This window comes from Colwellia maritima (genome assembly GCF_022669015.1).
GTDB lineage: Bacteria > Pseudomonadota > Gammaproteobacteria > Enterobacterales > Alteromonadaceae > Colwellia > Colwellia maritima.
Genome location: NZ_JAKKSL010000001.1, coordinates 1701382 through 1718110, shown reverse-complemented (window position 1 = coordinate 1718110; position 16729 = coordinate 1701382). Strand labels below are relative to the sequence as shown.

Annotated in this window: 9 protein-coding genes and 1 pseudogene; all 10 read right to left on the bottom strand. The window is 38.4% G+C overall.

Annotated features, from left to right (window positions below; genetic code table 11):
- Positions 1-83: 83 nt before the first annotated feature.
- The 10 genes and pseudogenes from L3081_RS08430 to tssJ all read right to left on the bottom strand — a co-directional run bounded on the left by L3081_RS08430 (position 84) and on the right by tssJ (position 16725).
- Positions 84-7109, bottom strand: a complete 7026-nt coding sequence (locus L3081_RS08430) for an Ig-like domain-containing protein (RefSeq protein WP_242284858.1) — start codon at positions 7107-7109, stop codon at positions 84-86.
- Between the two features lie 371 nt (positions 7110-7480).
- The gene (locus L3081_RS08425) at positions 7481-8104 is read right to left on the bottom strand and encodes a PEP-CTERM sorting domain-containing protein (protein ID WP_242284856.1); all 624 of its coding nucleotides are present in this window, start codon (positions 8102-8104) and stop codon (positions 7481-7483) included.
- A 232-nt stretch (positions 8105-8336) separates the two neighbouring features.
- Complete coding sequence (locus L3081_RS08420) at positions 8337-8972, bottom strand: PP2C family protein-serine/threonine phosphatase (RefSeq protein ID WP_242284854.1); 636 nt, start codon at positions 8970-8972, stop codon at positions 8337-8339.
- 31 nt (positions 8973-9003) lie between these two features.
- On the bottom strand, positions 9004-9408 hold the full coding sequence (locus L3081_RS08415) for a PP2C family protein-serine/threonine phosphatase (protein WP_242284852.1): 405 nt from the start codon (positions 9406-9408) through the stop codon (positions 9004-9006).
- Positions 9408-10097 carry a type VI secretion system-associated protein TagF gene (gene tagF / locus L3081_RS08410; protein ID WP_242284850.1) on the bottom strand — a complete coding sequence of 230 codons (690 nt, stop codon included), beginning with the start codon at positions 10095-10097 and terminating at the stop codon, positions 9408-9410. The genes L3081_RS08415 and tagF overlap by 1 nt, the downstream gene beginning before the upstream one ends.
- 5 nt (positions 10098-10102) lie before the next feature.
- A pseudogene (gene tssM, locus L3081_RS08405) lies at positions 10103-13161 on the bottom strand (type VI secretion system membrane subunit TssM).
- Positions 13162-13539: 378 nt separating this feature from the next.
- Positions 13540-14871: a type IVB secretion system protein IcmH/DotU gene (icmH, locus tag L3081_RS28130; RefSeq protein WP_242284848.1), complete on the bottom strand. Its 1332-nt coding sequence runs from the start codon at positions 14869-14871 to the stop codon at positions 13540-13542.
- Positions 14872-14873: 2 nt separating this feature from the next.
- Complete coding sequence (tssK, locus tag L3081_RS08395; protein ID WP_274620377.1) at positions 14874-15908, bottom strand: type VI secretion system baseplate subunit TssK; 1035 nt, start codon at positions 15906-15908, stop codon at positions 14874-14876.
- Between the two features lie 34 nt (positions 15909-15942).
- The gene (gene tssK, locus L3081_RS26625; RefSeq protein WP_274620376.1) at positions 15943-16206 is read right to left on the bottom strand and encodes a type VI secretion system baseplate subunit TssK; all 264 of its coding nucleotides are present in this window, start codon (positions 16204-16206) and stop codon (positions 15943-15945) included.
- Positions 16207-16254: 48 nt separating this feature from the next.
- Positions 16255-16725: a type VI secretion system lipoprotein TssJ gene (gene tssJ / locus L3081_RS08390; RefSeq protein ID WP_242284846.1), complete on the bottom strand. Its 471-nt coding sequence runs from the start codon at positions 16723-16725 to the stop codon at positions 16255-16257.
- Positions 16726-16729 lie beyond the last annotated feature (4 nt).

Sequence of the window (16729 nt, the reverse complement as noted above, 5' to 3'; positions counted from 1 at the left end):
AACAAACGTATGATCTAATGATGTTATAAAAGCATACTACATCATTAGATCATTGTAATTATTTACAAAATTTAAATACTTAATTATAAAAAATCACTCGAGTCAAGCTCAGTTTGTTTTGGCAAATGTTCTGGTGTTGAATCACTCAATATTGTTGCCCCTTCATTTAAGAAACCATTAGTAACGATTGTCTCTTCATCTCCCTTAATATTATTAAGATCGACACTTTCAAGAACTAAGGCTTCATCAGAGGCATTTGTTTCAGCATTAGCCGATGGCTCATCAAAGTTTAAATAACTGTCAAGACTCTCAATATTTTTATGAACAAAAAGGTCACTTAGGTCAACATTATAATCAGGATCATTACCTTCCTTATTCACCATAAAGTCAGTTACTTGATCACTTAAAGATAAATCAATTAACTCTCCTTCATCAGAAGTTGTAGACCGTCCGCCACTAACAACATGCGTAAAATGAATAGTTAACACTGCATCATCAGTTTCTGCATTAAGCGCATCACCATCCTTAATGGTATAGTCAAACTGAAGTGATGAAGGGATTGTGGTAACATCAATACCTGCATCTAAGATAAAAAAGTACTTTCCTTGATTATCAATTATAAATCGGCCAAAATCAGTATTTATAGTAAATGATGTTGTCGTGTCATCAAAAGCATAAACTTGTCCGGCAAATTCGACTTGCGTTAATATGACAGTACCATCTGGAGAACTATCAGCTCTATCACCTGAACTACCGCCTGTAGCAATACTTTCAAGTATAATCCCCCTAACTAGTGTACTTACACTTAATCCCGCATTATCTTTATAATTAACATAATTATTATCATCTACAGCTAATGGTGCGGTATCTTCTACAGAGATCACAACCTCTGCCGTATCAGAATCCGTTCCATCCGTTACTGTATATTCAAAACTGGGGTAAGTGGAACCTAATACAAAACCTTCACTATTTTGGTAGGTAAATTGCCCTTCAGCGCTAATGGTTAAAATACCACCGTCAACCGTTACAGTCGCCTCACCATTCTGTGCAAATACTAAGGCATTACCATTAACGTGTGTTACCGTTAATGTAGCACCATCGCCGCCGTCATGATCAACTACGCCGTCACCATCATTGTTGGTAATGACATTGCCAGTAACGCTTCCACCCTGGTAAATACTAAAATTATCATCTGCGGCAACAGGTGGGATGTTCGCAGGCACAACGTCAATTGACACCGTCGCCGTGTCAACGTCAGTGCCATCACTTAAGGTGTACTCAAAGCCGGCATCGCTACCATCGTTACTGCTGTCTGTAAATTCAAAACCACCATCAGCATTGATTAATAACGTCCCGGTGGCTAGGGTGACCGTTGCATAACCGGTTACCGGATCAAACACTAACGGGGTGCCGTTTACGTGCGTTACCGTTAATGTAGCACCATCTCCACCGTCTGTGTCAGCAACACCATCATTATTATCAATATGGGTAATAACATTGCCTGTCACTTTTTCACCTTGATAGACCGTAAAGCTATCGTCAGCGGCAACAGGTGGGATGTTTGCAGGCACGACGTCAATTGACACCGTCGCCGTGTCAACGTCAGTGCCATCACTTAAGGTGTACTCAAAGCCGGCATCGCTACCATCGTTACTGCTGTCTGTAAATTCAAAACCACCATCAGCATTGATTAATAACGTCCCGGTGGCTAGGGTGACCGTTGCATAACCGGTTACCGGATCAAACACTAACGGGGTGCCGTTTACGTGCGTTACCGTTAATGTAGCACCATCTCCGCCGTCTGTGTCAGAAACACCATCATTATTATCAATATGGGTAATAACATTGCCTGTCACTTTTTCACCTTGATCGACCGTAAAGCTATCGTCAGCGGCAACAGGTGGGATGTTTGCAGGCACGACGTCAATTGACACCGTCGCCGTGTCAACGTCAGTGCCATCACTTAAGGTGTACTCAAAGCCGGCATCGCTACCATCGTTACTGCTGTCTGTAAATTCAAAACCACCATCAGCATTGATCAATAACGTCCCGGTGGCTAAGGTGACCGTTGCATAACCGGTTACCGGATCAAACACTAACGGGGTGCCGTTTACGTGCGTTACCGTTAATGTAGCACCATCTCCACCGTCTGTGTCAGCAACACCATCATTATTATCAATATGGGTAATAACATTGCCTGTCACTTTTTCACCTTGATCGACCGTAAAGCTATCGTCAGCGGCAACAGGTGGGATGTTTGCAGGCACGACGTCAATTGACACCGTCGCCGTGTCAACGTCAGTGCCATCACTTAAGGTGTACTCAAAGCCGGCATCGCTACCATCGTTACTGCTGTCTGTAAATTCAAAACCACCATCAGCATTGATTAATAACGTCCCGGTGGCTAAGGTGACCGTTGCATAACCGGTTACCGGATCAAACACTAACGGGGTGCCGTTGACGTGCGTTACCGTTAATGTAGCACCATCTCCGCCGTCCGTGTCAGCAACACCATCATTATTATCAATATGGGTAATGACATTGCCTGTCACTTTTTCACCTTGATCGACCGTAAAGCTATCGTCAGCGGCAACAGGTGGGATGTTCGCAGGCACAACGTCAATTGACACCGTCGCGGTATCAATATCAGTGCCATCACTTAAGGTGTACTCAAAGCCGGCATCGCTACCATCGTTACTGCTGTCTGTAAATTCAAAACCACCATCAGCATTGATTAATAACGTCCCGGTGGCTAAGGTGACCGTTGCATAACCGGTTACCGGATCAAACACTAACGGGGTGCCGTTTACGTGCGTTACCGTTAATGTAGCACCATCTCCGCCGTCCGTGTCAGCAACACCATCATTATTATCAATATGGGTAATGACATTGCCTGTCACTTTTTCACCTTGATCGACCGTAAAGCTATCGTCAGCGGCAACAGGTGGGATGTTCGCAGGCACAACGTCAATTGACACCGTCGCGGTATCAATATCAGTGCCATCACTTAAGGTGTACTCAAAGCCGGCATCGCTACCATCGTTACTGCTGTCTGTAAATTCAAAACCACCATCGGCGTTGATTAATAACGTCCCGGTGGCTAAGGTGACCGTTGCATAACCGGTTACCGGATCAAACACTAACGGGGTGCCGTTTACGTGCGTTACCGTTAATGTAGCACCATCTCCACCGTCTGTGTCAGCAACACCATCATTATTATCAATATGGGTAATAACATTGCCTGTCACTTTTTCACCTTGATCGACCGTAAAGCTATCGTCAGCGGCAACAGGTGGGATGTTTGCAGGCACGACGTCAATTGACACCGTCGCCGTGTCAACGTCAGTGCCATCACTTAAGGTGTACTCAAAGCCGGCATCGCTACCATCGTTACTGCTGTCTGTAAATTCAAAACCACCATCGGCGTTGATCAATAACGTCCCGGTGGCTAGGGTGACCGTTGCATAACCGGTTACCGGATCAAACACTAACGGGGTGCCGTTGACGTGCGTTACCGTTAATGTAGCACCATCTCCGCCGTCTGTGTCAGAAACACCATCATTATTATCAATATGGGTAATAACATTACCTGTCACTTTTTCACCTTGATCGACCGTAAAGCTATCGTCAGCGGCAACAGGTGGGATGTTTGCAGGCACGACGTCAATTGACACCGTCGCCGTGTCAACGTCAGTGCCATCACTTAAGGTGTACTCAAAGCCGGCATCGCTACCATCGTTACTGCTGTCTGTAAATTCAAAACCACCATCAGCATTGATTAATAACGTCCCGGTGGCTAGGGTGACCGTTGCATAACCAGTTGCCGGATCAAACACTAACGGGGTGCCGTTGACGTGCGTTACCGTTAATGTAGCACCATCTCCGCCGTCCGTGTCAGCCACACCATCATTATTATCAATATGGGTAATAACATTGCCTGTCACTTTTTCACCTTGATCGACCGTAAAGCTATCGTCAGCGGCAACAGGTGGGATGTTATCATATGGCACGACGTCAATTGACACCGTCGCCGTGTCAACGTCAGTGCCATCACTTAAGGTGTACTCAAAGCCGGCATCGCTACCATCGTTACTGCTGTCTGTAAATTCAAAACCACCATCGGCGTTGATCAATAACGTCCCGGTGGCTAAAGTGACCGTTGCATAACCGGTTACCGGATCAAACACTAACGGGGTGCCGTTTACGTGCGTTACCGTTAATGTAGCACCATCTCCGCCGTCTGTGTCAGCAACACCATCATTATTATCAATATGGGTAATAACATTGCCTGTCACTTTTTCACCTTGATCGACCGTAAAGCTATCGTCAGCGGCAACAGGTGGGATGTTTGCAGGCACGACGTCAATTGACACCGTCGCCGTGTCAACGTCAGTGCCATCACTTAAGGTGTACTCAAAGCCGGCATCGCTACCATCGTTACTGCTGTCTGTAAATTCAAAACCACCATCGGCGTTGATTAATAACGTCCCGGTGGCTAAGGTGACCGTTGCATAACCGGTTACCGGATCAAACACTAACGGGGTGCCGTTGACGTGCGTTATGGTTAACGCGCCGCCATCACCGCCGTCTGTGTCAGCCACACCATCATTATTATCAATATGGGTAATGACATTGCCTGTCACTTTTTCACCTTGATCGACCGTAAAGCTATCGTCAGCGGCAACAGGTGGGATGTTATCTAAAGGCTCTACGGTTATTGAAACCGTGGCGGTATCAATATCAGTGCCATCGCTTAAAGTATAGTTAAAGCCGGCATCACTTCCTTCATCAGTGTTATCGCTATAAGTGAAATCACCACTAGCATTAATAGTAAGAATACCGTTAGGTAGTGTAATTGATGCGTAACCACTAGGATCAAACACCAAAGGAGAACCATTAACGTGCGTAATACTCAACGCGCCGCCATCACCGCCATCAGTATCAACAATGCCATCACCATCATTGTGAGAAATCACATTGCCTGACGCAATTCTACCGTCATTAGTATCAATCAGGATAAAGCTATCATTAGCAGCAACAGGTGGGTTGTTCCCCACCCCATCAACGGTTATTCTTAAAGAAGATAAATCAGTATCCCCCGCACCATCAGTTACGGTATAAGTAGCAACAGGAACAACCCCAGTGAAATTATCACTTGGTACAAATGTATAACTACCATTTGAATTTATAGTTAAGTTACCCTCCAGTAGCTCTGCCGTCGAACCAACCACATAGTTAATACCACCAACCGTAAAATCAGTTACTGATACAGGATTATCTGGAGTTGATGCATTACTTAACACATTACCTGTTACACCAGTATTTTCATTTATTCTTACTACTTCATCACCATCAATTAGATCGCTTACTGGATTAACAGTGATTGTCAACGTCGAGATATCTTCATCACCTGCGCCATCTTCAACTGTATAAGTTGCAACAGGAACGTCACCATTATAATTATCACTAGGTACAAAACTATAACTACCATCAGCATTGATAGTTAAGTTACCTTCAACTATGGACGCTGTCTCGCCAATAGCATAAGTATTTCCCCCAATTTCAAAACCTGTAACGGTTAATGGTTCATCTGGACTTGAGGCGTTGTTTAATACATTACCTGTTAACGTAGTATCTTCATCTATACTGACGACTTCATCATCGTCTGTTAAATCCTTCACCGACTCAACAGAGATAGTTAACGTTGAGGTATCTAAATCGCCCGCACCATCTTCCACCGTATAGGTTGCAACAGGTACATCGCCGTGATAATCGTCTGTTGGCACAAAGATATAACTACCATCAGAATTTATTGTTAATTCACCTTCATCTAGAATAGCTGTATCACCAATATTATAGATTTCACCGCCAACCTCGAAACCATTCACACTAATAGGATTATCAGGGTCGGAAGCATTTGTTAATACATTACCCGTTAATGTAGTATCTTCTTCAATAGTGACAACTTCATTTTCATCAATTAAATCACTAACAGGATCAATTACAATAGTTAATGTTGAGGTAACTTGATCGCCTGCCCCATCTAGTACAGAATAGGTGGCAATAGGAACTGGTCCATTATAATTTTCAGTAGGGACAAAGGTATAACTTCCATCTTCATTTAATGTTAAATCACCTTCATCAAGGATCGCGGTATCACCAATTTCGTATGTCTGCCCCCCGACTTCAAACCCAGTTACACTTAACGGGTCATCAGGACTTGAAGCATTAATGAGTAGATCCCCCGTTATCGTAGTGTCTTCATTATTATTGGTAACTTCGTCGTCATCGGCTAGATCTATTACTGGTTCAACAACAATAGATAAAGTCGAGATATCTCTATCACCGGCACTATTTTGCACAGTATAAGTGGCAACTGGAACATCACCATTGTAATTGTCGCTTGGTAAAAACGTATAACTACCGTCGCTATTTAACGTTAACTCACCTTCGTCTAATGAAGCTGTAGAACCAATGCTGTAAGTAATACCATTGACTTCAAACCCTGTGACAGCCATGGTGGGGGTTTGTGCATTATTTAATATATTACCGGTGATGATAGAGTCTTCATTTGTCGAGACGGATTCATCGTCATCAATAATAGAGGACGATGTAAGAACATCTAGCTCATCTGTTTCAGGTATAGTATTTTGCTGTTCGCTTGTATCATAACCCGCTTCGGCTAAAGTTTCATCGCCTGTTCTGTTTACGGTAACAAAACTTGTACCTTCATTCCCGTTTACACCAACAGCTGTATCAGGAAGTTCAACATCTTCTTCTGAAGCAATTAAGTCCTGAATTGCCTCAATTTCATTCTGGATATTGTTAATATCTGCATCAACCGCATCAGAATTTTCAATGACTTTTTCATTTCCTACAGACACAGTTTCAACAAGTATTTCGCCCGACAATTCATCACCAGATTTATAAATACGTTGTTGACTGCCATCAGCTAAAACAACAGTCATTTCACTATTATTTGCTAATATCAAGATGGAACCTGATTCTACGGTATCACCAACTTGTAATAAATTAGTAGCTAAGTTCGAGCGAACATCACCGCTAATATCGATGATTTGTGCATTTTGAGGGTTGGTATAAGTTTCCATGGACAACATTCCTAATAAATTGGTTTACCAGATATATAAAATTATCTAAAAAACTGAAGTTGACTGGTAATTGTTAAATACTACAATAAACATTTTTACAGCATTGTAATGTTTATTTTAACTACCCTTTATGGGCTAATTGGCGGAAAAAGTCAATAAATAGCATTGAGTCTATTCCTTAGAAAAGTGATCTTAGAACTTTATATTAATAACAAAATCTAAGTAAGGCAATTTAGTTTTAACTAAAAGAGGATTGTTATTAAACATAAAACTTTCAATAACACTGAACTGATGAGTAAACAACAACGATGATAGTTAACTATAAAAGGCGGAATTTATTAACACCGCCTGATTCACAGAGTATAAATATATTATCTTTTTAAGCGACGACTTGCTAAACCAACTAAAGCTAAAGCAAAAATAGCAAGAGTAGAAGGTTCAGGTACTGAAGTAGTCACTGCTTTAAATACATGATTTACATATAATGGTGGTAGATCCGTTTGTCCAAGAGATTCTAAAAAAGCAATATCGCTTCTAGTTGCAGCGCGATCATGGACATTTGCAGAAATATCCCCAGAATAATCATAGTTTGAATTTCCATTAACATCAGTAGGTGATATATCTTCCAACTTTTCAACTATTCCATCTACACCTAACGCACCACCCTCATATGTATCATAAAAAGCTTGATGATTAACAAGGAAATTAGCGATATCTGCATAGTCACTTTCTTCATTGGTACTTAGTGCAATATCATTTGCTGTAAGTCCAGGAAAGAAAAGCAATGCCGCCTCAATACCGTTATAGGATTTTTTTGATCCCGCAGGATCAAACTCATTTGTCAAATCAAAACTACCAACATATTCCCAATACAGTCCTGATTGAATGGAATCTTCATACAAATCACCAACAACCAATAACCCTGCATTAGCTTTTCCCATAAGACAAAGCGTTAACAAACAGGTTAATACAGCATTTAATAATTTAGAACTCATACTACTTCCTTAAGCCCTTAATGGGACAATAATTTTCTGAATAATGACATACATTATTTATATAAATCAATAATGCAAGATAGAGACCAAAAACAAAAAAACCTTAAAAATCAATAAACAATAAAAATATAACAATACCTTTAATCTTCCAGTGTAAAAAAAACGGACAATTAAAACTGTTTCTATTATCTAAAACGTTACTGCACTATAAAGTAATCAATACAGCATAAAATTAACTTACAACTAAATAGATAAGGACTAGCAGTAAAGTAACAATTATCGTTAATAAAAAGTGATACCTAGTATCCAATTGAGAACGTACTGATTCTGATTTTGTTATTTTAGGAAACTCAGCCGTAGTCGACTCTCTTTCCTCATCGTCTATTTTTATTGACGGAATTTCCTGTGTCTCTTGCCCAATAAAACTATTATGTGATGATATGGAGTGGTCAATAATTTCCGCCATTTTATAATAATAATGATCTAACCCTATATCACGATTGAATAAGGCGGCAGAAAGCTCATTTAACTTCTGGCTATAGGATGCAACAAGCTTACTTTCATGAGCATTATGTGGGCGACGCTTACTATTGGACACAAGTATAATAGAAACATTATCTTTAGCACCATGATCCAATGTTTCAGTCAATAGCCGTTCAATATCATCTTGAGAGCACCCTTTAGGAACAACAAGCTCACTAATCTTTTTATCCGGCACTTCATTTGTTAATCCATCACTACAAAGTAGAAAAGTATCTTCATCAGAATAAGGAAAAATTACGTGGTCAAAGAACACCTCTTCATGTGCACCTAATGCTCGAGTGATCACATTGGATAACTTACTGGTAGCAGCTTCTTCTTCAACCATATGCCCAGATCGTAATAATTCATCAACGTAACTATGGTCCCGCTAATTTGACTAATTTGACCATTGTTAAGCTTATAACATCTCGAATCACCACCCAAATAACAGCACAGATCCCCTGACAAACGGTTAAAGCGACAACTGTGGAGCCTATCAATTGGCCATTAAGTGTATTAGTAGAATAATTTTGTAATTCAACATTTAATGCACGTAAACTTTTTTCGATTTGGATCAATCGTTCAGACATAACATTACTAAATGTTAATTGTTTGAAAGCATTTACAATAGCCTGACTAGCTTTATCTCCGTCCCTATGCCCTCCCATTCCATCAGCAACGACCCAAATTTTTTGATCATCATCAACATATATTGAATCTTGATTTACGGTGCGTTTTTTTCCAACATCCGAGACAGAAAAGCTATACCAAGCATTACTCATTAATTATCAGCTCCAATTAAAAACGAATAGTAATTATCCGTTGGGGGCATTCCTGAAAAATACCGTTTTTTTGCACCTACACCTGAAATACCTTCCATTGACCAAATAGAAATATTTATATTTTGCATCATCAATAATTTCTCTAAAAGCGTGTCATTACTCAAACCAAAATCAAGCGTATTTATATCTGACATTGCTGCAATCTCCATAATTGATGATGTTGCAGCTAAATCAGCACCAGTGAAAGTCAAGGTTTCAACCTTTTTATATATATCAGCAAGCACGATGGCTATTTCATCAAGATCGGGCCGATCTTTTTCCAATAAACTTAACACAAAATCTTCAGCTGATTCATGAAAAGCTTCTGTCTCTTTCGCAAAGACAAAAGGATTAACTGCACAATCTGCTTGGCAGATAACCGTAAAAGGATAGCATCTACCACTTTTATCAACACTTGGCATCATAAATCCAGTTATTGGCGCATCAATCAATCCTTTTTGGGAAATAACAAAACGCCATATTGGACTATTAAAGTAACTTCCCCGCCACTGCTCTCCGAGTTGCGTACGTGAACTTTCAATAGATTTTAGTAACCAGTTATCCCATTGTTTAACAAACTCAGGCGACACATTACGTTGAATGAAATCTCCATAACCTGGTAATTTTCCGAAATATCCTATTTTCATCATTTATTTTATAGCGCTGTTAGACATTTATAATTAGCCAATTGGGAAAAAATAACTGGATTTACTTTACCTTTTCCTGACAATTCATATATCGCTTTAAAATTATTTTTGGAAAAAGTTACTTCTACTTTATTGCGATTTACTTGATTGATATCAGCTCCATCTAACAATCGGAAAAAAGCAAACAGACCATTTTTAATTTCTACCACTTCACTACCATCACGTCGAATAAAAGTAAACTGGCTATTCGCACTGAAATTTTCAGGTGGCCATGACACATTAGTTGTTATTGGTCGACCAAATTGATAACTCATACTTCGTCCATGAATTGACATTTTAAATTTAGCTAAACGTGAGTCTAAAAATATTGGTTTGAGTGAGAAATCGAGTTGCGCTCTATTGCCATCCATAACAAATAAGCTGTCTCGAATTCTATTTTGTTTTTCAAAAAACGCCAATACTTCTGGGGTGAAACCATGTGTTTCAGCAACATTATCCTTCCATTGCCATGGATAAGCTTTACTCTTAATTAGGGGTTGTATATGTTCAAGAAAGAACTGATGTATTACACCAGATGTACCGAACAGATCTTGTAAATCTCGTAAACTTGCATCAGCTCTAGCCGATTTTTCAAATGGATATTTAAATGAAATAATATCATTACATTGAGCGAGAATTTCTTCCCGCCAAACTTTGTCTATTTTATTTTTAAGTAGTCGACTACGCATGTTTTTAATATTGCTTGATAATTGACTTACCCATAAGTTCAATGGTTCAATCTGCACATACCCAAAAGCATCCAGTGAACTGAAAGCGCTTTCGTCAATCTTAGTTTGTTCGTTTTTCATGCTAAAAGTTAGCGCAACAGAAATTTCAGATATCACTGCCGACATTTTTTGCTGTACAACCGTTTTTCTCTCGTCGCTCATCAATTCATGCAATTTATTAAATTGTGACGTTATAAAGTATTCAGACGTATCATTATTACGCAATGCATTTACTTTTTTTGACTTATCAAGAAGAGCACTGCCTTTTGCAGATAAATTAGCTAATGATGACGTTGATGTTTCCTCAACTAATTTTGTTGCTTGAGAAGCTGAATCTAGCAATAAAAACAATGGCGAATCAACACTGCTTAGTAACATGAGGGCAGAGTTTAATGCATCTATATTGTCAATTTTATTCATAGAAATAGAATTAAGTAAACCTTGCCAATTATTAACATAGTCCCTTGCATAGATTCTTTCTAACTGCTCCCCTAGGGCGCCTTTATTTATTACGTTACCTTCACCTAAAACCCATGATTCAGTTTCAACTTTTTGCAAATATTTTTTGATATCGGATGAGGTGACTTGTGCAAATACGTCTGGTGTATATAGTTTTGCAATAGTCAGAATGTCATCTTTATCAGTAGACATAACCGAACGCCAATCCGTTCCTGCCAGTTGCGCCATCGATAACATCTCAGTATCTTTGATATAGTTAAGCTTAAATTGCTTGTAATAGATGTCAGCGATAGGTTGTGAGCGTAAGTTTTGCCTCGTTTTAGCAACAAGTTGTTCATCTATCGACTCTAAAACCATCTTGTTTTGGATTAAGTTCTCAATATGAGCAGACAATTGTACAAATTCTGTAGCCGTGAAATATTTGTTGTTATTCAAATTTCGTCGCAACCAAAAAATTAAAAACTCATCATCTCTTTTGTCTGTTTTTGACAACATCAAGTATGCTTTTAAAGCTTGATATTGCTCACTTGCCTCTTGAGTATTACTCAATTGCAATTCTACTTCAGTTTTTACATAGGGCAAAAGTACCGTACTTAGTAATCGTCCATAACTGGCTGTTAATGCACCTTGCAATGAATCAGATTGCGCTAAGCCTAAACCAGAAAATTGGGCGTCATCAAGTTCGATTAATGCTGAAATGTTATTTGAAAAGTCATTTAATGCCGGGATATAACTTCTAATATCTCCACTATTATCTGAGTTTTCATATTGCTCACTCCAACTATCAACTGATTTCTCACTTAACGTAATATAATGATCATTGTTGCTATAACTAATAAATAAACCAATTGAGAGGGCTATAGTAAAAACTCCCGCTACAGCCATAGACACTTTTTTGATTGTATTTTTACGGTTTTCATATCCTGTTAACACACCAAATTGATCTGATTCAGGAAACACAACGTCTTTTAGTAATTCTTTAATAAAATAGCTGCGCTGATCATTGTTCCATAATGCTTTTGCTGTATTCTTCAAACCAAAATTTTGAGATACTTTAGCAATCATTCTATCAATAGGTGCACCATATTGCGTACCACTTGTAAAATAAAGACCACGTACAATCCCTGTGGTTAAGCCATCATCTTGTTTAGATAAATTTTCAATTACATTAGCAAGCGCAGGCTTTAAATCTGCAAACTGATCGCTAAAACTATAAATTAAAGACTTACGACTCGCATCTCGCTCTAGCGAAATACGTTGCCACTGCCTTCGGGTAATTGACTGCATAAGCGCACTAAATTTTTGTGTGAACGAGGCAAGTAAATCACCCGCAACACTTTCATTTCGCTCAAATGTAATACCAAAGGTTTGTTCTCTTTCTTTGTGCGAAAAAGTTTCATAAAATTGACTAAATCCGGAACCATGTCCGATTTAGTAATAATGATATAGATAGGAAATTTGGTAGCAAAAAAATCATTAACCTCTGCAATACGTTGTTTCATTTGCATAACTTGTTGGTTAAGATCATATTCACTTAAAGTCATCAAATCAGACATGCTAAAACTAACGAGTAAGCCACTAACTGGTTTTTTCCGATATTTTTTGATTAAACTTAGAAAATTCGTCCAACCCGATTTATCTGCTTCTTGATGACTATCTTGAGAGGTATATCTGCCGCCTGTGTCTAATAAAACAGCATCTTGCGTTATCCACCAATCACAATTTTTCGTACCACCAACCCCTTGAATCGCTTGATTAGAAAACTCATTAAACAGTGGAAACTTTAAGCCCGAGTTAGACAGTAATGTTGTTTTACCACTCCCAGGAGAACCAATTATCATATACCAAGGCAGCTCCGTAAGAGAACTAGGCCCTGCTTTATTGTTTTTTAGCAAACTAAACGCTTGATTAAATTTATCCTTAAGCTCTGTTGATTCCGCATTAATTACATCATTGACACTGTTATCCTCAGTGATGTCAGCAACCATATTTTGTTGATTCTTAACTTTACGATGATATTTTACTAATTGAATCAAAAAATATACGAGTAAAATTGTAATGATGACGATAATTCGATTACTTACTGCCTCAAGGGGATAATAATCCGCGAACGCGAAATAAGGCCCTGCAAACCAAATGATCAAAAAGATTAAGATTAAAGAAATGGTTGGAATAAACCACACGCTACTGACTATTTTTTTTATTTTGTCCATTGCCAATTATAATCCTTTCAAAACAAGTATTAATTCGACACGTCGATTTAGACTTTGGTTATAGTCATTATCGGTATCTTTAACAAAAGGCTCTGTATCTGCAACACCGCGAGTAACAATATTCGTTAATTTATTATTACTTTTCTCTAACCATTTCGCGATTGCTTCAGCTCGTTTACGTGAAATCACCCAATTTGAATCGGCTTTTCCAGTTGAATCTGTGTGCCCAATAACAAGGACTCTATCCGCATAATCTTTAATTGAATTTACAAGTAAATTCACATCAGGCAATGCGTCTTCATTAACATGACTACTACCTGATTTAAATAAGTCCGTACTAATGAGACGAATGATAAGCATATTGTCCCTAACATCAATTGCCACGACTTTATCATCCACAGATTTTTTCAATGTCAGTTTTAATGAATCCGCAATAGCATTTACATCAATTGATTTAGGCCGGTTTTCATTAATTTGAAGGACAAAATCATTCCAACCGACTGATTCTATTTTTTGATACAGGGGTTCAACTTTGGTTTTTAAACTTGTTAACAAGCCTATATACAATGCAATTAAAACAAAGCCAAATAATATGTATACAAATAATGTAGGTAAACGTCTTCCAAAACTTTTTTCAGATTTACCAATACCTTGCCAATTAGGTGATAAATCACGATCAATGGGACGATACTTCTCTATTGGTTGATAAAGTTTTTGACTAATTTGCAGTAACTCCCCCTCGCCTTGATTAACTACCCTATATTTACCACAGAACCCTGTGGATATACAAACATAGCACAATTCAATCAGGTCAATATTACGTTGGGGTTGCTCCAATAACTTATTGACAATGAGAAAAAACTTTTCTCCTCCAGAGGTTTCATTATGAAACTTACCTAACAAGGTTTGATGACTCCAAACACTGTCCGATCCCCACGGAGTTGAAAGCACTAACTCATCAACTAAACAACAAATCAAATAACGAGCCGTCAGCACAACCTCTTTATTCAATCCTGAATCTTGCATTTGTTGATCAAACTTAGTCACAAGTTTTTCAATATCTAAGCGTAACTGCTCAATACTATTATTCGGCTCTAAAGACCTAAGATTATTCGCCAACATTAAAATGTTACTAGCATAAGATAGAATAACGTTTTCGCCCTTGCTTATTGATTCATTAAAGTCAAATTGATTCGGGGTAATTCGAGGTTGTGGCGCTTGCGGGACTACTGGTTCTGGATTTGAGGGAATAGAAGGAGATACAGCCGTATTGCTTGGCTTTCTTCTTCCGCCCGGATTTGGAATAATTAACGTTTTAGATAAGTCATCATTGTTCACTCTTAACTACTCCTTATAGCCCAAAGTTCCATATTTAAATTTGGAAAATTTGTGCCTATATGAAATGCAATACCACCGGAACCAACTAAAGCATTCCAATACTCACCATTTTGAATCAGTTCAAAATAAACATAATTACGTTGATACGGAATTTCCCTAGGCGCTACGGCTAAATTATTTAATTGAATACCAGGAAGTTGAACATTAACGAGCTCTTTAATTTGTTCAACTGCTCCAATTTTAACTTGTGGTGGAAAATATTGACGTATTTCTTCGGTTGATATATCCGCAGTTACCGCGAGAATAAAAGAAGCTGAAGTAAACAAGCTACTATCAGAAATTGTACCGATTCTAATACCGTATTTTTTCTCAATTAATGGAATGTTCAGAGAGTTTTGTTCTAAAACGACACTAAATACTTGTCTTAATTCATTAATTAACACAGAAAATATTTCTGTTAAGTTATTTTGTTGATAGACAGGTAAATCAGGCACGAGTTTGTCATGCTTTACAAACGTGCTCATATCACCAATTAACCCGATAAATTTCTCATATAAATCATAGGGAGAAATCCGCTCTTGGCTGTCCAAATTAACTAACGATGGATAATGCCTATTTAACGATTGTAGCATTAGAAAGTCTGTAACTTCATTCGTGGTGGCCTTACCTGCTACTGACACGCGCGCAGCTAAGGCACTAATACGATGTTGTGTTAATTTAACCAATTCACTTAAAAAAGTAGAGACATAGCCGTTTGTTTTAATATTTAAGCACGGAGCAATAAAATGTTCTTTTAACGAAATTTCACCACTTAAACTCACATCTTCAATTACAGCAATAGCAATGCAGCTAAATTCATTATTATCGTCTTTGTCTGTTCTCAGCGAAAAACTTAACCCTGCAACTTCAAGCGATTGTGGCATTGTGGATGTGCCAGAAACGTCTCTAGCTTCATGTTCAACAAGGCCATAGCGGCTTTGCGTTGCATTATCTCTAAAAGTTTCAGTGTTACCGTAACGTCTAATAGTAACAGCCAAATAAACAGTAGTGTTTAAAAAACTCTCATCTATATCAAGTGTCAGGTGGCATGTTATCAATATCGGGAAAATTAAAGTAACTACCATCGGGCAAAATACCTTGAGCTGAGGATAAACAAAGCTTCCCATTTTTCAAATGTGATTTATCTATTTCAATAGATGAGATACCCCAAAAATGTGGTTGGCATAAGCCAATACTCTTTTGAAGTTGAGACTCATGGAATCTAGATTGCTGCTGAAAATGTTGTGGTTGCAACATCATCCCTTCAGACCAAACGACTCGCTTTTCCCATGCCATATAGACTTTTCCTTTATTTACTGGTTAGTAGCTTACTGGTGAGCGACATTAAATTTCGATCACACGAACTGACAGTTTTTCAACTTTTATTTCTAATCCTGAGCCACGCCAAAAGCTTCCTTCGGGTACTTTCATCACAGTACGCCATGTAACCATATCAACGCTTCGATAACCTACAACAACACCAATAAACTTTGCATTTTCAGAAATTTTTAAATCTACATCATTCTTACTATCTGGATCCACAAAATATTCGTTGAGAGTAATAAATTCAGTACCTAACGCATTGTGATTACTTTCAAAGAGTTCATTATAATTTGCATTTTCAAAATTTATTTTATTGGTTAATTGGTATACCCTTACAATAACCGAAGAGGGCTTTCCTTCTATATCAGGATTGATATCTGAAGCTGCACTTATTAAATATCTAAAATCAACATTATTTTCAGTTGTTGAACTACAAGCGGTTAAAAATAGACACAAGCTAACAATACACAGTTTTTTGAAGAGATCTAACATGCCT